This window comes from Kitasatospora sp. NPDC004272 (genome assembly GCF_053603035.1).
The window spans coordinates 120,224-139,844 of sequence record NZ_JBSGET010000003.1; the positions used below are offsets into that span (position 1 = coordinate 120,224).

Genomic DNA, 19,621 nt, shown 5'->3' on the forward strand with positions numbered 1-19,621 from the left:
GCCGGGTCAGCTGTTGCCGGCCTCCACCATGTGCGCCAACCAGGTGCGGGCGGCCTCCTGCTGACCCTCCGTCATCCCCTCCTCCAGCCCCCGCTCGCACGCCCAGACGGCGGGCCGCGCGACCTCCAGCAGGGTGCGCCCCTGCTCGGTCAGGAACACCTGGTGGGTCCGGCCGTTGGTCGGGTGCTTGCGGCGCTCGACCAGGCCGTCCCGCTCCATGCCGGCGATCAGCTCGGTGGCCGACTGGCGGGTGGAGGCGACCGTGCGCGCCAGGTCGGACAGCGACACGCCCGGCTGTTCCTCCAGTACCAGCAGCGCCGCGTACTGCGGCACCGAGAGCCGGTGCTCGACGAGCACCTCCTCGACCGTCGAGCGCATGCTCAACCACGCCTGCCGGACCAGGAAGCTCAGGCAAAGGTGAGCCTCTTCCGCCCCGGATACAGCGTTCCCCATGGCCACCTCACCGAGAACCGGATTGACAGGAACCTTACGTTCCTGCAGTCTTTGAAACGTCAGGACCCTGCCTATCCTACCTGGCGGGCCCGGATTCAGCACGCGTCATTCCATCCCCGGCAAGGGCTCCGCCCTGCCCTTAGGAAGGTAGATCCGCAATGTCGGACTCTTCTCAGCGGACGGGGGGTCAGGCCGCGGTCAACCCCGGCCTGGTCCTGCTCCTCTGCTCAGGCGCCTCGTTCATGGCCTTCCTGGATCTCTCGGTGGTGAACATCGCGTTCCCGGAGATCATCAAGGCCTACCCGAGCACCACGATGGCCAACCTGACCTGGGTCGTCAGCGGATACGCCGTCATGTTCGCGGCCCTGCTCACTCCGGTCGGCCGGCTCGCCGACACCGTCGGCCGCGCCAAGGTCTTCCTCGGCTCCCTCGTCGGCTTCACCATCGCCTCGCTGGTCTGCGGTGCCGCGCCCAACGCCGCCACCCTGATCATCGGCCGCTTCGTGCAGGGCGCGATGGCCGCCGGCATGATCCCCGCCGCGCTCGGCCTGATCATGGCGGCCACCCCGCTGCCCCAGCTGATGAAGGCGATCGGCGCCTGGTCGGCGGCGTCCGGCTTCTCCGCGGTGATCGGCCCGGTCATCGGCGGTCTGCTGGTCGACCACCTGAGCTGGCGCTCGGTGTTCTACATCAACGGCCCCATCGGCCTGCTGCTCCTGCTCGGCGGCCTGCGCGGCCTGCCCAAGCACCTGCCGCCGGCCGGCAGCAAGCTCCCCGACCTGATCGGCACGGTCTCCCTCGCGGTCGGCATCGGCTTCGTGGTCGCCGCCCTGACCGAGGGCGAGAACTGGGGCTGGACCGACGCCCGCACCCTCGGCCTGCTGATCTGCGGCCTCGCGCTCTGCCTGGTCGCGCTGCTGCGCTCGCAGAAGCACGAGGCCCCGGCCATCGACACCGGCCTGTGGAAGAGCACCCGCTTCGCCCGGACCAACGTGGTCGCCTCGATCTTCGGCGTCTCGATGTTCGCCTGGCTGCTGGCCGGACCGCTCTGGGCCACCCAGGTCTGGCACTGGAGCATCATGCAGGCCGCGGGCGCGCTGAGCGTCGGCGCCTTCGCCTCGATGGTCACCTCCACCGTGGCCGGCCGGATCAGTGACGGCACCAAGCACCGCTGGCTGGTGATCCTCGGTCTGCTGATGTTCGCCGGCTGCACCGCGATGCAGGCGAGCAGCTTCTTCTTCGACACCGAGCCCAAGTTCTGGTCGGCCTGGGTGCCGTCCGGCCTCCTGGGCGGCGGCGGCCTCGGCTTCGCGGCCACCGCGATCTCCTCGATCGCCGCGACCTCGCTGCCGCCGAACCGCTTCGCGGCCGGCATCGGCATGAACCTGACCTCCCGTCAGGTCGGTGGCGCGCTCGGCACCGCGGGCCTCGCGGCGATCTTCGCCTCGTACGACCGCCCGGGCGTCGACGCCTTCCACGCGGTCTACATCGCCTGCACCGTGGCCACCGTGGTCGCCGCCATCGCCGCGTTCACCCTGCCCGACCCCGCTCCGGCGCCCGTCCCGCCGCAGGCCCAGGAGGCCGCCAAGAGCGCGGGCGGATCCCACAGCACCGCCGGCGCCGCCGGGGCGTGACCCCGCCCCCGGAAGGTCAGGCCCCGGCCCGCCGGTAGCACGGTGGGCCGGGGCCTTCCCCGAGGGAGGACTCCCCCGGGGGCCGGGAAATCCCGTGCACCACTCCCGAATCAGAGCGACAATCTCAGAAAGGGGGAGCATTGGCACGCCCACCCGCACTGCCTGTGGAGGACAAGCTCCGCATCGTGCTGAGCATCCTGGCCGGCCATGTCAGCATGGCCTCCGCCGCTCGCGAGAACGGGCTCTCCGAGCAGAGCATCAGCAACTGGAAGAAGCAGTTCATCCAGGGCGGCCGCGACCGGCTCGCCGGCGCCTACGGCCCCGAGCGCACCCGGACCCGCGAGGCCGAACTCAAGGCCGAGGTCGACGCCCTGAAGACCCAGTTGCAGGAGGCCCGCGTACAGCTGCGGGCCTGGATGAACAGCACCGAGCGCCCGGTCCCTTCACGGACCTTGAGATGATTCGCACCGATGCGGAGATGCCCGTCTCAAGGTTCTGCTCCCTCATCGGCATCCCGCGGCGCACGTACAACCGGAAGCTGGCCCTGGTCCGACAGGGCCGCCCGCAGACGGCCGTGACCTGCTACCCGGACTGAGCCCGCCGAACCCGGCGCCCCCCGCACACGACGAGGGCGCCCCCGCCGTGACCGGAGTCACGTGGGGGCGCCCTCGTCGTGTGCGGACTAGTTGTCGCCGTCCTCGTCGATCAGGAAGCCCCGCATCGGCGCGGGAGCCTGCTGCATCGGCTGCGGGGGCTGCGGCCGCACGGCCGCCATCGGCTGGGTCATGCCCGCCGGGGCCATCGCCCCGTTGCTGCTCGCCGAGGCGCCGCCGAAGGACGGGGCACCGGCCGAGCTGCCGAAGGAGGAGCCGCCGAAGGACTGGTTCCCGCCGAAGGACGGGTTGGAGCCGAAGGACGGCGCCGGGGAGGACATCGCGCTGGCACCGGCGGGCGCCATCGACGACGCGGCCGGCGGCAGCGACGCGGTGGCCGGGATCCGCGGCGGGGCGAGCGAGTCGTCCGCCTGCGACTCCAGCTGGCGCAGCTGGGTCTCCAGGTAGGACTTCAGCCGCGTCCGGTACTCGCGCTCGAAGGCGCGCAGGTCCTCGACCTTGCGCTCCAGGGTGGCGCGGGCGGACTCCAGCGAGCCCATCGCGACGCGGTGCTTCTCCTGGGCGTCCCGCTCCAGGGCGTCGGCCTTGGCGCGGGCGTCCCGCTCCAGGCCCTCGGCGCGGCTGCGGGCCTCGCCGACGATCTTGTTGGCCTCGGAACGGGCCTCGGAGATGGCCTGGTCCGCGGTCTGCTGGGCGAGCGCCAGGACGCGGGCGGCGCTGTCGCCACCGGGGTTCTGCTGCTGCTGCATCGGGTTGCCCATCGGGCCGCCCATCGGCTGCAGCTGGCCGCCCATCGGCTGCAGCTGCTGGCCGCCCATGGGCTGGCCCATCTGCTGCTGCTGCTGCTGCATCGGGTTGCCCATCGGCTGCAGCATCTGGCCGCCCATCGGCTGGACCAGCTGCTGCTGGCCGCCCATGGTCTGGCCCATCTGCTGCTGCTGCATCGGGTTGCCCATCGGGCCGCCCATGCCCTGCTGCGGGCCGGCGGGCAGCTGCGGGGCGCCGGAGGGCAGGCCCAGCGGCTGGTTGCCCATGCCCTGCTGGTTACCCATGCCCTGCTGGTTGCCCATGCCCTGGCCCATGCCCTGCTGGGGGCCGGTGAGCTGCTGCGGGCCGCCGAGCTGCTGCGGACCGGGGCCCTGCTGGCCGGGCACCGGCGGGCCGGATATGGCGGCGGGCACGGGGGCGCCGGAGCGGCCGCCGTCCTGCGGGGCCTGCTGCTCCTTGCGCATGTTGGCCTGGTTCTGCGCGGCGGCACGCGTGGCGGCGGCCAGCTTGGCCCGCAGGTCCTCGTTCTCGCGCAGCAGGCGGGTCAGCTCGGCTTCGACCTCGTCGAGGAAGGCATCGACCTCGTCCTCGTCATAGCCTTCGCGCAGCCGGACGGTCGTGAACTGCTTGTTCCGAACGTCCTCGGGGGTCAATGGCATCTCTTCACCTCAACGTGATCGTCGGACCGGCATCCTGTCGCATCGTTCAGAACGACAGGCGCTGCACGAGCGAGATCAGGACATACACAATGATCATCAGTACGAAGAAGGACAGGTCGAGCGCCACGCCCCCGAGACGCAACGGCGGGATGAAACGCCGAAGAAGCTTGAGTGGCGGATCTGTGACAGTGTACGTGGCCTCCAGCACCACGACCATGGTCTTCCCGGGACGCCATGAACGGGCGAACTGGAACACCCAGTCCATGACGAGTCGGAAGAGCAGGATCAGCAGGAACACGGTCAGCACCCAATAGAGCACCGAACCGAAGATCCCCATCGCGTCTCCCTCTCCCTGGCCGACGTTCCGTCAGTGACGCTCTGTCAACAGACCCACACGTGTGGTCGTGGGTTCGGGTCAGCTCTGGTTGAAGAACCCACCCTCGGCGATCCGAGCCTTGTCCTCCGCCGTTACATCGACGTTAGCAGGCGACAGCAGGAACACCTTCTGCGTCACGCGCTCGATACTGCCGTGCAGACCGAAGACCAGTCCAGCGGCGAAGTCTACGAGCCGCTTGGCGTCCGTGTCGTCCATCTCGGTCAAATTCATGATCACGGGAGTGCCGCCGCGGAACTGTTCCCCGATGGTGCGGGCCTCGTTGTAGGTCCTGGGGTGCAGCGTCGTGATGCGGTACGGCTCTCGTTCGTTGACGACCTTGGGCATGATCACCGGGGTGCTCTTCTCCAGGTTGCGGTGACGCTCGGATGTGATGGACGACACGGGAGCCATCCGCGGCTGCTCCTGCCGGATCGGGACCGCGGCGGGCACCGGCTGGGGCGCGATGTGGGCCACGGGCGCCGGCTGCGGGGCGGGTGCGGCGGGAGCGGGGGCCGCGGAGCGGAGGTCCTCGGTCCGGCCGGTGCGGATCGGCTCGGGATCCGCGTCGTAGTCGTCGTCGGGGTCGTACCCCTGGCTGTCGTAGGTCTCGTCCTCGACCAGACCGAGATAGACCGCCATCTTGCGCATCGCGCCGGCCATGCTGCTGTCTCCTCCGCTCATGCGCCCACCGTGTCGCCCTGCGGATGCCGTGGTCCTCTTACGACCTGTCAGGCCGACGGTCCGTCAGACCGCGGAGTGTGCGCTCGGATGCGATCCACGGTTTACCAGCAGACTGATCATCTGCTAGGTTCTGTCCTATTTTGTCCTGCAGTCTGATCTACTTACCCGGTGACGTTACCCGAGCGGTGACCGCACTCCGAGCACCGCAGTACCGACGCGTACATGTGTCGCTCCGGCGGCGATCGCCTGCTCCAAGTCCCCGCTCATCCCTGCCGAGACCATGGTTGCAGCCGGATGGGTCGTGCGTACGTCGCTTGCGATTTCCGCCAGCCGCGCGAAGGCGCGCGCCGGGTCGCCCGCCAACGGGCCGGCGAGCGGTGCGACGGTCATCACACCGTCCAGTCGCAGCCCGGGCGTGTCGGCGATCTTCTCGGCCAGCGCGAGCACCTCGGCCGGGGCCACCCCGGCCCGGTGCTCCCCTTCGCCCGCCTCCTTCTCCAGGGCGACCTGCACCAGGCAGCCCAGCGGCGGGCGCTCGGCGGCGCGGACGGCGGCGGCCAGCGAGTCGACCAGCCGGGCCCGGTCCACCGAGTGCACGACGTCGGAGTAACGGACCACCGAGCGGGCCTTGTTGGTCTGCAACTGGCCCACGAAGTGCCAGGTCAGCGGGAGTTCGACGCAGCGCTCGGCCTTGGGGGCGGCGTCCTGGTCGCGGTTCTCGGCGACGTCGGTGACGCCGAGCCCGGCGAGCAGCGCGGTGTCCTCGGCCGGGTAGGTCTTGGTCACCACGATCAGGGTGACCTCCGCGCGCGGGCGGCCGGCCGCGGCGCAGGCGTCGGCGATCCGGCGCTCGACCACGTCGAGGTTGGCGCCGAGCTGCTCGTAGCGGGCGCGCCGCCCCTCGGTCAGCGCGGCGGAGAAGTCCGCCCCGCCCGGGAACGGACCGTAGATGTCGTTCGTCATGAGTGTGAGGGCCCCAGCCAGACGTAGCTCGCGAGTCGGCCGGTCCGCTGCTCCCTGCGGTAGGAGTAGTGGTCCGGTGATTCGAGGGTGCAGACGGATGATCGGATCACATCCTGCACGCCCGCCTCGGCGAGCTGCGCGGCGACCCCGGCGGGGACGTCCAGCGCGGGGGTGCCCCAGGAGGTCTCGGCCCGCGCGGCCGGGACGAGCGCGGCGACCTCGGCGCGCATCGCCTCCGGCACCTCGTAGCAGCGGCCGCAGACCGCGGGGCCGACGGCGGCGAGGATCCGTTCGGGGCGGGCGCCCAGCGCGCGCATCGCGTCGAGCACCGCGGGGACGACCCCGGCGGCCAGGCCCGGGCGCCCGGCGTGCGCCGCGCCGACCACTCCGGCGGCCGGGTCGGCCAGCAGCACGGGGGTGCAGTCGGCGGTCAGCACGGCGAGGGCGAGCGGACGGTCGGTGACCACCGCGTCGACGGTCGGGGCGGTGCCCTCGGGCTGGCGCTCGGTGACCACCGCGACCTCGGCGCCGTGCACCTGGTTCATCCAGACCACATCGGCCGGATCCAGCCCCAGTTCCCGGGCCGCGAAGAAACGGTTCTGCTTGACGAACTCGGGCGAATCGCCCACCGCGCCACCGAGATTGAGCTCCCCGTACGGCGCGGTGCTCACCCCGCCCCACCGGGTGGTGGAGGCGAAGTGAGCACCGTGTCGGGAGAACGCGTGGATCACTTGAGGAAGTCCGGCACGTCGAGCTCCTCGGCGGGGCTCTCGACGTACGGCCGGTGCACCGGCTGGACCTGCGGCGGCACCGGCGGGGCGGTGGCCGTGACCGGGGCCGGAGCCGGGGTCTCGGCCGGACGGGCCGGCTCCTCGAAGCGGGTGACCGAGCCGATCGAACCGTAGGCCGGCCGGCCGGCCGGCCGGTCGGAGCCCGCGGCCGGGGCCGCGGAGGCGGTGGAGGTGGAGGTGGACTTCACCACCGGCTCGCGGACGATGGCCGGCGGCTGGCCACCGTCGAACCCGGCGGCGATCACGGTGACCCGGACCTCGTCGCCGAGCGCGTCGTCGATGACCGCGCCGAAGATGATGTTCGCCTCCGGGTGGGCCGCCTCGCTGACCAGCTGGGCGGCCTCGTTGATCTCGAACAGGCCGAGGTCGGAGCCGCCGGAGATGGAGAGCAGCACGCCGCGGGCGCCGTCGATCGAGGCCTCCAGCAGCGGCGAGGAGATCGCCATCACCGCGGCGGCCTTGGCCCGGTCCTCGCCGCGGGCCGAACCGATGCCCATCAGCGCCGAACCGGCGTCCGACATGACCGACTTGACGTCGGCGAAGTCCAGGTTGATCAGGCCGGGGGTGGTGATCAGGTCGGTGATGCCCTGCACACCGGAGAGCAGCACCTGGTCGGCGGAGCGGAACGCGTCCAGCACCGAGACCTGGCGGTCGGAGATCGACAGCAGCCGGTCGTTCGGGATGACGATCAGGGTGTCGACCTGCTCGCGCAGGCTGGCGATGCCGTCCTCGGCCTGGTTGGCCCGGCGGCGGCCCTCGAAGGTGAACGGGCGGGTGACCACGCCGATGGTCAGGGCGCCGAGCGAGCGGGCGATGTTGGCCACCACCGGCGCGCCGCCGGTGCCGGTGCCGCCGCCCTCGCCGGCCGTCACGAAGACCATGTCGGCCCCCTTGAGGACCTCCTCGATCTCCTCGCGGTGGTCCTCGGCGGCCTTCCGGCCGACCTCGGGGTTGGCGCCGGCGCCGAGGCCCCGGGTGAGCTCGCGGCCGACGTCGAGCTTCACGTCGGCGTCGCTCATCAGCAGCGCCTGGGCGTCGGTGTTGATCGCGATGAACTCGACGCCCTTGAGCCCGACCTCGATCATCCGGTTGATGGCGTTGACTCCGCCGCCGCCGATGCCGACGACCTTGATGACCGCGAGGTAATTCTGGGGTGCTGCCACGTCGGGGCCTCTCGCCTCGAATTTCCGGGTCGGCTCCCCTGGATTGTGAAGGCCGACGGATGTCGATGGGTGGGAAGCACGTGGTTCCAACCCGAACCCTAAACTTGAGGTTGAGGGTTATGGCTGTGCCGGTGTCACCTCGGTGTCGAGCACAGCTCGTTGACACAGGACAGTAGGTCGCAACCGGCGCGTGTTTCAACGAACACGCCGAGCTTCCCTTTTTCTTTTGAGCCTATGTGATCATCGACCCCTCGGTGAAACCGGGGTGACCACCAAGGGTCGGACCGGAGCCGTGGCCCCGTCAATACCGCCCCCGGGCACAGAACTTACCGGATCAACCCGACACCGCCGGGGCATCCGGCGCACTCACGTCGTAATTCGACGCCTTCTGACCGAGCAGTGCGGTCAGCACCTGCGCCTTGCGCGGGGTGTCCTCGGCGCTCCCCCAGCGGACGGTCGCGCCGGAGGCCAGCTTCAGCCGGATGTCGTCGTAGGAGTAGACCGTGAGCGAACCGGCCTGTTTCGCCACGTCCGGCGGCAGTCCGGCGGCCACCGTGATCGCCGAGCGGACCAGGGTCGGCCGGTCGATGACGGCCGCCGCGTCCTGGGCCGGCTGGCTCAGTTCGAGGGCCACCACCGGGACGCCGGGCGGGGGCCCGGGCTCCGTGGCGAACTCCACACCGCCGGCGTCGACCTGGACGAAGCCGCCGCCGTCGCGCTGGATCGCCGCCACCGGGCGGCGCTCGGTCACCTTCACCCGCAGGGTGTGCGGCCAGCCGCGCCAGACCTCGACCGAGGCGACCCGCGGGACCTTCGCCACCTCGGCCCGGACCGCGTCCAGGTCGACCCGGGCCAGCGGGCCGCGGGCGCTGTCGCCGAGCGCCCCCTCGATGTCCTGCCGGGTCAGCTTGCCGGAGTCCAGGCCCTGGACGGCCACCCCGCGGACGTCCAGCGCGGAGGAGAGGAACACCGTCCAGCCGAGGCCCCCGAGCACCAGCGCGCCCAGCGCGACCAGCACCCCGACGCCCCGGCGGGACAGCCGGAGCCGGGGCGGACGGACCGGTTCGCCGTCCTCCCCGAGCTCCTCGTCGTACTCGTCAGCCACGGCGCCGGCCGCCGCGGGCGGCCTCGATCGCCTCGTACACCATCTGCACCAGCAGGTCGTCGGCGTCCCGGCGGCCGAACTCGGCGGCCGCGCGCGACATCTCCCACAGCTTGGCCGGATCGGTGAGCACCGGCAGCACGTTCTTCAGCACCCAGTCGGTGGTCAGCTCGGCGTCGTCGACCAGCAGGCCGCCGCCCGCCTTCACCATCGGCTGGGCGTTCAGCCGCTGCTCGCCGTTGCCGATCGGCAGCGGCACGAACGCGGCCGGCAGGCCGACCGCGGCCAGCTCGGCCACCGTCATCGCGCCGGCCCGGCAGAGCATCATGTCGGCCGCCGCGTAGGCCAGGTCCATCCGGTCCAGGTAGGGCAGCGCCCGGTACGGCGGCATGCCCGGGATGTCGTCGATGGTCGGCAGCTCGTTCTTCGGGCCGACCGCGTGCAGGATCTGCACGCCGTACTGCTGGAGCCGGGGCGCGATCGCCTGCACCGTCTCGTTGAGGCGCCGGGCGCCCTGCGAGCCGCCGGAGACCAGCAGGGTGGGCAGCCGCTGGTCGAGGCCGAAGTAGTGCCGGGCCTCGGGACGGACGGTGCCGCGGTCCAGGGTGGCGATGGTGCGGCGCAGCGGGATGCCGATGTACCGGGAGTCGCGCAGCTTGGAGTCCGGGGTGGAGACCGCGACGAAGTCGCTGTAGCGGGCGCCGATCTTGTTGGCCAGGCCGGGGCGGGCGTTGGCCTCGTGCACCACGATCGGGACGCCGGCCCGCTTGGCCGCCAGGTAGGCGGGCATCGCCACGTAGCCGCCGAAGCCGACCACCGCGTCCGCCTTGACCCGCTCGATGACCTCCTGGGCGGCGCGCACGGTGCCGCGCAGCCGGCCCGGGACGGTGATCAGCTCCGGGGTGGGCTTGCGGGGCAGCGGCACGGCCGGGATCAGCGCCAGCTCGTAGCCGCGCTCCGGGACCAGCCGGGTCTCCAGGCCGCGCTCGGTGCCGAGGGCGGTGATCCCGATGGACGGGTCGTGCCTGCGCAGCGCGTCCGCGAGCGCCATGGCCGGCTCGATGTGACCGGCGGTCCCGCCGCCGGCGAGTACGACATGCACCGAAATTCACCGCTCCCTGCGCGGCGGCCGGGCGGCCTTGCGCGCTGTGGTTTTCCTACCTGGCAGCACCCGGTCCAGGACTGGCCCGAACCGGGAGTTGGCCCCTTTTCGCCATCTGCGGGGCCGGGCAGCCAGCGCTGCCTTCGCCGCCGGGGAGCTGCGTGCGAAGCACAGCAGCAGCCCGATGGCGCACATGGCCGACAGCATCGCGGAACCGCCGTACGAGAACAGCGGCAGCGGGACGCCCGCGATGGGCAGGAGTCCCAGCGCCGACCCCAGGTTGACCACGGCCTGAGCCATGATCCACGTGGTGGCGGCGCCCGCCGCGTACCGCACGAACGGGTCCGTGGTGCCGAGGGCCACTCGGATACCCGCGTAGCCTAGTGCCGCGAAGAGGGCGAGCACGGACAGCGTCCCCACCAGTCCGAGTTCCTCGCCGGTGGCGGCGAAGATGAAGTCGGTGTGGGCCTCCGGCAGCTGTCCCCACTTCTCCACCCCGGCGCCCAGTCCGGACCCGAACGGTCCGCCCGCGGCCAGGGCGTACAGGCCGTGCAGGGCCTGGAAGCAGTCCAGGCTCGGGTCCGGTTTGGTGACGCCGACGCAGGCGAGCCGGCCGAGCCGGTGCGGCACCGTGATGATCAGCGCGGTGCAGGCGACCACCGCGATGCCGAGGGTGGCGGCGAACAGCCGCAGCGGGGCGCCGACCATCCAGAGCAGGCCGAACAGCATGGCGATCAGCACCATGGTGGTGCCCATGTCGCCGCCGATCATGATCAGCATCATCAGCACGACGGTGCCCGGCACCAGCGGGATCAGCAGGTGCTTCCACTGGTCGAGCATGTGGGTGCGCTGCTTGCGGGCCAGCAGGTCGGCCGCCCACAGCAGCAGCGCGAGCTTGGCGAACTCGGACGGCTGGATCTGGAAGAAGCCCAGGCTGATCCAGTTCCGGTTGCCGTTGATCCGCACGCCCACGCCGGGGATCGCCACCAGCACCAGCGCGCCCACCACGCCGAACAGCAGCGGGTAGACGGCGGTGCGCAGCACCCGCACCGGGGCCCGGGTCAGCACCACCGCGACCGCGCCGCCGAGCAGCAGCGCGACCAGCTGCTTGCGGAAGAAGAACGTCATCGGCAGGCCGTACTCCACCACCACGCTCTGCGAGGCGGAGAACACCATCACCAGGCCCAGCACCACCAGCAGCAGCGAAGCGCCCAGGATCAGGTAGTACGGCGTCAGCGGGCGGGCCATCAGGTAGCCGAAGCGCTCCCGGGCGGCCCGGAAGCGGGCGACCGGCCCGGCCGACTTGAAGGTGGTGGTGGTCGCCGAGATCAGCTGAAGGCCCTGCGGCGGCTCCTTCTCCCTGGTCGGCACCACGGGCTCCTCACGGTTCGGGTCACGGACGGGAAGGCGCCGGGTCCTCCGACGGCGAGGCCGCGCCCGGGCGGTGAGCCGCCCGGGCGCGGCCTCGTGGTGCGCGGCTCAGGACTGCAGGGCCCGGACGGCGGCGGCGAACAGGTCGCCGCGCTCACCGTAGTTGGTGAACATGTCCATCGAGGCGCAGGCGGGCGCCAGCAGGACGGTGTCGCCCTTCTCGGCGGCGGCGGCCGCGGCCGCGACGACCTCGGCCATCGCCCCGGCGCCAGTCTGGCCCGGTGCGGGCTCGACGACCGGGACCTGCGGGGCGTGTCGCTCCAGCGCCTCGCGGATCAGCTGCCGGTCCTGGCCGATCAGCACGGCGGCCCGCAGCCGGGGCGCGGCGGCGGCGACCAGCTCGTCGAAGGTGGCGCCCTTGGCGAGGCCGCCGGCGATCCACACCACCGGCCGGTACGCGGCCAGCGAGGCGGCGGCGGCGTGCGTGTTGGTGGCCTTGGAGTCGTCCACGTAGGTCACGCCGTCGACCTCGGCGACGTGCGCGATCCGGTGCTTGTCGGGGGTGAAGGCGCGCAGCCCGTCCCGGACGGCCTTGGCGTCCACGCCGTAGGCGCGGGCCAGCGCGGCGGCGGCCAGCGCGTTGGTGATGTTGTGCGGGGCCGGCGGGTTCACGTCGGCGACGGCGCCGAGCTCGGCGGCCGAGTTGGCCCGGTCGGTGACGAAGGCCCGGTCGACCAGCAGGCCGTCGACCACGCCGAGGTTGGAGACGGCGGGCGCGTCCGGGCCGAAGCCGACCGCCCGGCAGCCCTCCTCGACGTCGGCCTCGCGGACCAGCGCCTCGGTGGCGGGGTCGGCCAGGTTGTAGACGCAGGCGACCCGGTTGCCCTGGTAGATCCGGCCCTTGTCGGCGGCGTACGCCTCCATCGAGCCGTGCCAGTCGAGGTGGTCGGGGGCGAGGTTGAGCACCGCGCCGGAGTGCACCCGCAGCGAGGGCGCCCAGTGCAGCTGGTAGCTGGAGAGTTCGACGGCCAGCACGTCGTACGGCTCCTCGGCCAGCACGGCGTCCAGCACCGAGACGCCGACGTTGCCGACGGCGGCGGTGCGCTTGCCGGCCGCGGTGAGGATCGAGGCGAGCATCTGGACGGTGGTGGTCTTGCCGTTGGTGCCGGTGACGGCCAGCCAGGGGGCCGGTTCGCCGGTGGCGGGGTGCGGGGTGCGCAGCCGCCAGGCGAGTTCGACGTCGCCCCAGACCGGGACGCCGGCCGCGTCGGCGGCGGCGAACAGCGGGCTGTCGGGGGCCCAGCCGGGCGAGGTGACGACCAGCGCGGTGCCCGCGGGCAGGGTGGCGCCGTCGCCGAGGCGGACGGTGACGCCCTGCTCGACCAGCGGGGCGGCCTTGGCCGCGAGGCCCGGGCCGTCCCCGCCGTCGACGACGGTGACGCGCGCGCCGAGTCCGTGCAGGACCCGGGCAGCGCTGATCCCGGAGAGGCCGAGTCCTGCGACGACGACCGGCAGTCCGGCCCACTCCGGGTTGTTCATCCGGTCACCCATCCCGCGTAGAAGAGTCCGAGTCCGACGGCGACGCACAGGCCCTGGATGATCCAGAACCGGACCACGATCAGGACTTCGCTCCAGCCCTTGAGCTCGAAGTGGTGCTGCAGCGGCGCCATCTTGAAAACGCGCTTGCCGGTCATCCGGAACGAGCCGACCTGGATGATCACCGAAAGGGTGATGATCACGAACAGGCCGCCGAGGATGGCGAGCAGCAGCTCGGTGCGGGAGACGATGGCCAGGCCGGCCAGCGCGCCGCCGAGGGCCAGCGAGCCGGTGTCGCCCATGAAGATCTTCGCGGGCGAGGTGTTCCACCACAGGAAGCCGAAGCAGGAGCCCATCAGCGCGGCGGCGACCACGGCGAGGTCCAGCGGGTCGCGGACGTCGTAGCAGGAGGCGGTGGCCTTGATCGCGTAGGCGCAGTTCTGGCCGTGCTCCCAGAGGCCGATGAAGGTGTAGGCGCCGAAGACCATCACCGAGGCGCCGGTGGCCAGGCCGTCCAGGCCGTCGGTCAGGTTCACGCCGTTCGACATCGCGGCGATCATGAAGTACGCCCAGATGACGAACAGCACCGGGCCGATCGCCCACTTGAAGTCCTGCACGAAGGACAGGTGGTCGGAGGCCGGGGTCAGCCCGCGGCTGTCGCTGAACTGCATGGCCAGGATGGCGAAGGCGAGGGCGACGAAGGACTGGCCGAGCAGCTTCGCCTTGGCCCGCAGGCCCAGCGAGCGGCGCTTGACCACCTTGATGTAGTCGTCCAGGAAGCCGACCAGGCCCAGGCCGGTGGTCAGGAACAGCACCAACAGGCCGGAGGCGGTGGGCATTTCGCCCGTTATCGCCTTGGTCGCGAAGTAGGCGATCAGGGTGGCCAGGATGAAGGCGATGCCGCCCATCGTGGGCGTGCCCTTCTTGCTGTGGTGCGCCTTGGGGCCGTCGTCCCGGATGTACTGGCCGTAGCCCTTCTTGGCGAGCAGCTTGATCAGGGCGGGGGTGCCGAGCAGGGTCAGCACCAGGCCGATCATGCCGGAGAAGAGGATCTGCTTCACTTCGCGGCACCGTCCGCGAGCAGCGCCTCGGCGACCTTCTCCAGGCCCACCGAACGGGAAGCCTTCACCAGGACCACGTCCCCCGGCCGCACCTGACTGCGCAGCAGCTCGATCGCCGCGTCCGCGTCGGACACCAGCACCGACTCCTCACCCCACGAACCTTCGTTCCTCGCGCCCAGTTCCATCCGGGCCGCCTCGCGTCCGCCGACCGCCACCAGCTTGGTGATGTCCAGCCGCACCGCGAGCCTTCCGATGGTGTCGTGCTCGTCGAGGCTGTCCTCGCCGAGCTCCCGCATCTCACCGAGCACCGCCCAGGTGCGGCGGCGCTCCGGGCCGGTGCCCGCCATCGTCGCGAGGGCCCGCAGCGCGGCCCGCATGGACTCCGGGTTCGCGTTGTAGGCGTCGTTGACGACGGTGAGGCCATCGGCCCGGTCGACCACCTCCATGCGCCAGCGGGACAGCGCACCCGCCTCGCTGAGTGCTTCGGCGACGCGGTCGACGGGCATCCCGAGCTCCACCGCCACCGCAGCGGCGGCGAGGGCGTTCGAGACGTGGTGCTCACCGTACAGGCGCAGCTGCACGGGTGCGGAACCGGCCGGGGTGCTGAGCGTGAACTGTGGCCGCCCGGTGGCGTCCAGGCGAACGTCCGTGGCGCGGATGTGCGCGTCCGGGGATTCGCCGAACAGCACGACCCTCGCCCTGGTGCGGCTGCTCATCGCGCGCACCAGCGGGTCGTCGGCGTTGAGGACGGCGACGCCGTCGGCCGAAAGGGCCTCCACCATCTCGCCCTTGGCCTCGGCGATGGCCTCGCGGGAGCCGAACTCGCCGAGGTGGGCGGTGCCGATGTTGAGGACGAGTCCGACGGTGGGCGGGGTGATGCCGGTCAGGTACTCGATGTCGCCCTTGTGCCGGGCGCCCATCTCCATCACCAGGTGACGGGTGGTCGGGGCGATCCGCAGCGCGGTCAGCGGGTGGCCGATCTCGTTGTTGTGCGAACCGGCCGGGAAGACCGTCTCACCGTGCTTGGACAGCAGTTGGCCGATCAGGTCCTTGGTGGAGGTCTTGCCGGCCGAGCCGGTCAGGCCGACGATCCGCACCCCGGCGGAGCGGGCCACCACGGCGCGGGCGAGCCGGCCGAGGGCGACCACCACGTCGTCCACCAGGATCGCGGGCACGCCGACGGGCCGGGTGGCGAGCACCGCGACGGCGCCGTCGGCGACGGCCTTCGCCGCGAAGTCGTGGCCGTCCACGCGCTCGCCGAGCACGCACACGAACAGCCCGCCGGGCTCGATCCGCCGGTTGTCGGTGACCACCGCGCCGGTGATCACCGCCTGCGGGTCCGCCCCGTCGAGCGTCCCGCCAACGGCCTGCGCGGCCTCCGCGAGGGTCAGGCTGATCATCGCTGCGCCTCCATCATCAACTGCTCGATCGCGGTCCGCAGGACCTCGCGGTCGTCGAACGGGCGGACCTCGCCCTTCACGTACTGGCCCAGCTCGTGGCCCTTGCCCGCCACCAGGACGGTGTCGCCGCTGTGCGCGCGGGCCACCGCCAGGGCGATCGCCTCGCTACGGTCCGGGACGGCGAGCACCTCGCCGCGCTCCGCCTCGGGCACCTCGGCGGCGCCGGACAGCATGGTGGCGAGGATCGCCAGCGCGTCCTCGGAACGCGGGTTGTCGCTGGTGAGGACGGCGGTGTCGGCGAGCCGGGCGGCGATCGCGCCCATCGGGCCGCGCTTGTACGGGTCGCGGTCGCCGCCGCAGCCGACGACCACGTGCAGCCGGCCCTTGGTGACCTCGCGGAGCGAGGCGAGCACGGAGTTGAGCGCGTCCGGCTTGTGCGCGTAGTCGACCACGGCGACGTAGTCCTGGCCGGCCTCGACCTTCTCCATCCGGCCGGGCACCCCGGGAACGGCGGCCACCCCGGCCACCGCCGCGTCCAGGTCGACGCCCGCGGTGACCAGCACGGCGATCGCGCCGAGCGCGTTGGAGACGTTGAACGGGCCGGGCAGCGGCACCGAGGCGTCGGCCCGCTCGCCGTTCGGGCCGACCACCCGGAACGTGGAGCCGGCCGGGCCGGGCTGGACGTCGACGGCGCGCCAGTCGGCGTCCGGGTCGCCGGACGCCGAGAAGGTGGTCATCGGGATCCGGGCCTCGCCGGCCAGCCGGCGGCCGTAGGAGTCGTCCAGGTTGGCCACGCCGTGCCGGGACTTGCCGGGCTCGAACAGCCGGGCCTTGGCCCGGTAGTAGTCCTCCATGTCGGGGTGGAAGTCGAGGTGCTCCGGCGTCAGGTTGTTGAACAGCGCGACGTCGTAGACCACGCCGTCGGTGCGGCCGTACACCAGCGCGTGGCTGGAGACCTCCATCACCACCGCGTCCGCCCCGGCCTCGCGCATCACGCCGAGCACGGCGTGCAGTTCGGTGGCCTCGGGGGTGGTGCGCTCGGACTTGACCCGCTCCTCGCCGACCCGCATCTCGACGGTGCCGATCACCCCGGCCGTCCGGCCGGCCCCGCGCAGGCCGCCCTCGACCAGGTAGGAGGTGGTGGTCTTGCCGTTGGTACCGGTCAGACCGATCATCAGCATGCTCTCGCTGGGCGCCCCGTAGACCGCGGCGGCCAGCGCGCCCATCACCTCGCGCGGACTGTCCACCACCAGCAGCGGCAGGCCGGTGCCGGCGGCCGGTTCGGCCCCGGCGGCGTCGGTGAGCACCGCGACCGCGCCGGCGGCGGCCGCCGCCGGGGCGAACGCGGCACCGTGGTGGTTGGCGCCGGGGAAGGCCACGTACACGTCGCCGGGCCGCACCGCCCGGGAGTCGTGGGTGACGCCGGTGACCTCGGGCCCCTCGACGGGGGCCAGGCCGAGCAGCCGGGCCGCCCCGGCCAGGGGCAGCGCCGCGGTGCGGCTGGGACGGGGTGGGCTCGCGGGGGTTTGATCGGGTTTCGGCACGGCCGGAAGGCTATCGGCCCCGCGCCCCCCGGGGCCAAACCGGGCCTGCTCCGTGACGCTGCTCACAGGGCGCTGGGCGCGCCGGGGGGTGTCGCTCATCTCAGGGTTTCCAGTCGACGGGCAGGTTCGGCGCCTCGCTGCCGCTCGGCGGGACCTGGAGGGTCTTGAGGGTGAACTCCATCACCTGCTTGAAGACGGGCCCGCACAGCTGCCCGCCGAAGTGCCCGTTGACCGGGTCCTGGATGACGCAGGAGACCGTCACCCGGGGCCGGTCGGCCGGTGCGAAGCCGATGAAGGAGGCGGTGTACCCGGAGTACTTGCCGGTCTTCGGGTCCACCCGGTTCGCGGTGCCGGTCTTGCCGGCCACCCGGTACCCCGGGATCTTCGCGGTGTTGCCGGTGCCCTGCTCGTCGGTGACGACGGACTCCAGCATCTCGGTCAGCGTCTTCGCGGTCTGCTCGGACACCACCCGGTTCTGCGCCCCGGCCGGTGCCGGGGTGAACTTCCCGTCCGGGCCGGTCGTCCCGGCCAGCAGGCTGGGGGCGACCCGCACGCCGCCGTTGGCGATGGTGGAGAACACCGAGGTGGCCTGCAGGGCGTTCACCGAGAGGCCCTGGCCGAACGGGATGGTGTACTGCTGCGAGCCGCTCCAGTCCTCGGGCTTGGCCAGGATGCCGCGGGTCTCGCCCGGGAAGCCCAGGCCGCTGGGCTTGCCGATGCCGAACCGGTCCAGGTAGTCGGCCAGCACCTTGTTGGACTCGGCCTGGGTGGCGCCCAGGTGCTCGGCCGCCTCGATGGTGCCGATGTTGGAGGACTTGGCGAGCACGCCCGCCAGGGTCAGGTACCAGGTCTCGTGGTCCACGTCGTCGTGGAAGACCCGGTCGGCCCGCTGGAGCGTGTTGGGCACCTCCACGTGGGTGTCCCAGTCGGCCTTGCCGGTGTCCAGCACCGCCGCCATGGTCATCAGCTTCGCGGTCGAGCCGGGCTCGTACGCGTCCTGCAGGGCGGCGTTGCCGAGCTGGTCGGCGCGGGCCGCGGCCAGGTCGTTGGGGTCGAAGCCGGGCGAGGTGGCCATCGCGAGCACCTGGCCGGTCCGCACGTCCTGGACGATCACGTAGCCCTTCTCCGCCCCGGCATTGGCCACCTGGTCGGTGATGGCGCGCTGGGCGGCCCACTGGACGTCCGGGTCCACGGTCAGCCGCAGGTCGGTGCCGGAGACCGGGTCCTGCCGGGCGCCGCCCGCGGTGGCGACCCGGTTGCCGCCCGCCGAGGCGTACGTGGAGTGCCCGTCCTGCCCGGCGAGCTGCTGCTGGTACTGGAGCTCCAGGCCGCCGCTGCCGGCGCCCTCCGCGTTGACGAAGCCGACCAGGTTGGAGGCCAGGCCGTTCGCCGGGTAGCTGCGCCGGGTCGACTGGTCCCAGAACAGCCCGGCCAGCGGGTTCACGCAGGCCGCGTCGAGGAACTGCCGGCCGCCCTTGTCGGCGGGCTTCTTCAGCAGTTGGGCCTGGGCCCGGCAGGCCGCGGTGTCGACCTGCTTGGCCAGCGAGGACTTGAGGTCGGCGATCTGGTTCTTGGTCTCCGGGGACTGCCGGGCCGTCAGCAGCGCGTACTGGCTCTTCGGGTTCTTGCTGTTCGGGTGCAGCTTCTCGGCCAGCTTCTCCTTCGGCTGCCCGAGGATCGGCGCCAGCAGCGCCGCGGCCTGCTCCGGGGCGTCCGGCAGGTGGGTGGCCTCCGGGGTGAACATGGTCGGGTCGGCGGTGATGTCGTACGCGTCGACCGAGGTGGCCAGCACGGTGCCGTCCGCGGCGGTGATCGAGCCGCGCTCGGCGGGCAGCGTCACCCGCACGTACTTGTTGGCGCCAGCGGCGGCGGCCAGCGCGTCGGAGTCCAGCAGTTGGAGCTGCACCAGCCGGCCCGCGAAGATCGCGAAGACCAGCAGCAGGCAGATCGTCACCAGCCGCAGCCGGCGCCGCGGGTCGGCCAGCTTGATGGTGCGCGGCCCGGACGGGGCCGGGCGGCGCGGCGGGGCCGGACGGCGGGCCGGGCGGGCGCTGGGGCGCGGCGGGGCGACCTCCCGGTGCCCGGCCGAGGCGCGCGGCCGGGACGGGCGGGCCGGGGTGCCGTCGCCGGTGCGGCGGGGTTCGCCGACCCGGCGGCGCGGCGGCTCGGCCCGGCCGCCGGAGCCGGCGGAGCCCGTCTTGCCGGCGGAGCCGACTGAGCCTGTCCTGCCGGCGGAGCCGGACGTACCGGAGCCTTGCCGGGACCCGGCGGGGCGGCCGGCCGACGGGCGGCCGGAGCCGGCGGCGGGGGTGCGGCGCGGGCGGGGGTGTTGTGAAGTGGACACGTCTTTAATCAATTCACTATCGGTTCAAAGTCGTTTTGAGTGTTGTGGGTTTTATAGGG

The 19,621-nt window shown here is 72.3% G+C and carries 18 protein-coding genes; 3 read left to right on the forward strand and 15 right to left on the reverse strand.

Annotated elements, in window-relative coordinates:
- Positions 1-6 precede the first annotated feature (6 nt).
- Positions 7-378, reverse strand: a complete 372-nt coding sequence (locus ACWEO5_RS02105) for a MarR family winged helix-turn-helix transcriptional regulator (RefSeq protein ID WP_452159246.1) — start codon at positions 376-378, stop codon at positions 7-9.
- A gap of 233 nt (positions 379-611) precedes the next feature.
- Between ACWEO5_RS02105 and ACWEO5_RS02110 the strand changes: the two genes are divergently transcribed.
- The 3 genes from ACWEO5_RS02110 (at position 612) to ACWEO5_RS02120 (ending at position 2,682) form a co-directional block, all read left to right on the forward strand.
- Positions 612-2,087 (forward strand): DHA2 family efflux MFS transporter permease subunit, encoded by a 1,476-nt coding sequence (locus ACWEO5_RS02110; RefSeq protein ID WP_452159248.1) that lies wholly within the window; start codon positions 612-614, stop codon positions 2,085-2,087.
- Positions 2,088-2,251: 164 nt separating this feature from the next.
- The gene (locus ACWEO5_RS02115) at positions 2,252-2,548 is read left to right on the forward strand and encodes a helix-turn-helix domain-containing protein (protein ID WP_344557120.1); all 297 of its coding nucleotides are present in this window, start codon (positions 2,252-2,254) and stop codon (positions 2,546-2,548) included.
- Positions 2,545-2,682, forward strand: a complete 138-nt coding sequence (locus ACWEO5_RS02120; RefSeq protein ID WP_380272936.1) for a hypothetical protein — start codon at positions 2,545-2,547, stop codon at positions 2,680-2,682. The genes ACWEO5_RS02115 and ACWEO5_RS02120 overlap by 4 nt, the downstream gene beginning before the upstream one ends.
- A gap of 87 nt (positions 2,683-2,769) precedes the next feature.
- On the opposite strand, the gene ACWEO5_RS02125 is transcribed toward ACWEO5_RS02120, so the two are convergent.
- From ACWEO5_RS02125 to ACWEO5_RS02190, 14 genes are all read right to left on the reverse strand, one after another.
- Positions 2,770-4,128 carry a DivIVA domain-containing protein gene (locus ACWEO5_RS02125; RefSeq protein WP_452159251.1) on the reverse strand — a complete coding sequence of 453 codons (1,359 nt, stop codon included), beginning with the start codon at positions 4,126-4,128 and terminating at the stop codon, positions 2,770-2,772.
- Between the two features lie 46 nt (positions 4,129-4,174).
- Positions 4,175-4,465, reverse strand: coding sequence for a YggT family protein (locus ACWEO5_RS02130; RefSeq protein ID WP_014135258.1), 291 nt, complete (start codon positions 4,463-4,465; stop codon positions 4,175-4,177).
- A 78-nt stretch (positions 4,466-4,543) separates the two neighbouring features.
- The gene (locus tag ACWEO5_RS02135) at positions 4,544-5,164 is read right to left on the reverse strand and encodes a cell division protein SepF (protein WP_285736532.1); all 621 of its coding nucleotides are present in this window, start codon (positions 5,162-5,164) and stop codon (positions 4,544-4,546) included.
- 195 nt (positions 5,165-5,359) lie between these two features.
- A complete protein-coding gene (locus tag ACWEO5_RS02140) occupies positions 5,360-6,148 on the reverse strand; it encodes a YggS family pyridoxal phosphate-dependent enzyme (RefSeq protein ID WP_452159254.1) in 789 nt (262 codons plus the stop codon).
- Entirely contained in the window at positions 6,145-6,879 is a 735-nt protein-coding gene (gene pgeF, locus ACWEO5_RS02145) for a peptidoglycan editing factor PgeF (protein ID WP_452159256.1), read from the reverse strand. Before pgeF ends, ACWEO5_RS02140 begins: the two co-directional genes overlap by 4 nt.
- Positions 6,876-8,102 (reverse strand): cell division protein FtsZ, encoded by a 1,227-nt coding sequence (gene ftsZ, locus ACWEO5_RS02150; RefSeq protein WP_452159258.1) that lies wholly within the window; start codon positions 8,100-8,102, stop codon positions 6,876-6,878. The genes pgeF and ftsZ overlap by 4 nt, the downstream gene beginning before the upstream one ends.
- 334 nt (positions 8,103-8,436) lie before the next feature.
- Complete coding sequence (locus ACWEO5_RS02155) at positions 8,437-9,207, reverse strand: cell division protein FtsQ/DivIB (RefSeq protein ID WP_452159260.1); 771 nt, start codon at positions 9,205-9,207, stop codon at positions 8,437-8,439.
- Positions 9,200-10,306, reverse strand: a complete 1,107-nt coding sequence (gene murG, locus ACWEO5_RS02160; RefSeq protein ID WP_344557113.1) for an undecaprenyldiphospho-muramoylpentapeptide beta-N-acetylglucosaminyltransferase — start codon at positions 10,304-10,306, stop codon at positions 9,200-9,202. The genes ACWEO5_RS02155 and murG overlap by 8 nt, the downstream gene beginning before the upstream one ends.
- A gap of 6 nt (positions 10,307-10,312) precedes the next feature.
- Positions 10,313-11,680 carry a putative lipid II flippase FtsW gene (gene ftsW, locus ACWEO5_RS02165; protein ID WP_425556903.1) on the reverse strand — a complete coding sequence of 456 codons (1,368 nt, stop codon included), beginning with the start codon at positions 11,678-11,680 and terminating at the stop codon, positions 10,313-10,315.
- A gap of 105 nt (positions 11,681-11,785) precedes the next feature.
- Positions 11,786-13,228 (reverse strand): UDP-N-acetylmuramoyl-L-alanine--D-glutamate ligase, encoded by a 1,443-nt coding sequence (murD, locus tag ACWEO5_RS02170; protein ID WP_452159263.1) that lies wholly within the window; start codon positions 13,226-13,228, stop codon positions 11,786-11,788.
- Positions 13,213-14,274 carry a phospho-N-acetylmuramoyl-pentapeptide-transferase gene (mraY, locus tag ACWEO5_RS02175; protein ID WP_344557112.1) on the reverse strand — a complete coding sequence of 354 codons (1,062 nt, stop codon included), beginning with the start codon at positions 14,272-14,274 and terminating at the stop codon, positions 13,213-13,215. The genes murD and mraY overlap by 16 nt, the downstream gene beginning before the upstream one ends.
- The gene (locus ACWEO5_RS02180) at positions 14,271-15,674 is read right to left on the reverse strand and encodes a UDP-N-acetylmuramoyl-tripeptide--D-alanyl-D-alanine ligase (protein ID WP_452159265.1); all 1,404 of its coding nucleotides are present in this window, start codon (positions 15,672-15,674) and stop codon (positions 14,271-14,273) included. Before ACWEO5_RS02180 ends, mraY begins: the two co-directional genes overlap by 4 nt.
- Positions 15,671-17,218 carry a UDP-N-acetylmuramoyl-L-alanyl-D-glutamate--2,6-diaminopimelate ligase gene (locus ACWEO5_RS02185; protein WP_452159267.1) on the reverse strand — a complete coding sequence of 516 codons (1,548 nt, stop codon included), beginning with the start codon at positions 17,216-17,218 and terminating at the stop codon, positions 15,671-15,673. The genes ACWEO5_RS02180 and ACWEO5_RS02185 overlap by 4 nt, the downstream gene beginning before the upstream one ends.
- Positions 17,219-17,318: 100 nt before the next feature.
- Positions 17,319-19,562 (reverse strand): penicillin-binding transpeptidase domain-containing protein, encoded by a 2,244-nt coding sequence (locus ACWEO5_RS02190; protein ID WP_452159269.1) that lies wholly within the window; start codon positions 19,560-19,562, stop codon positions 17,319-17,321.
- Positions 19,563-19,621: the final 59 nt, after the last annotated feature.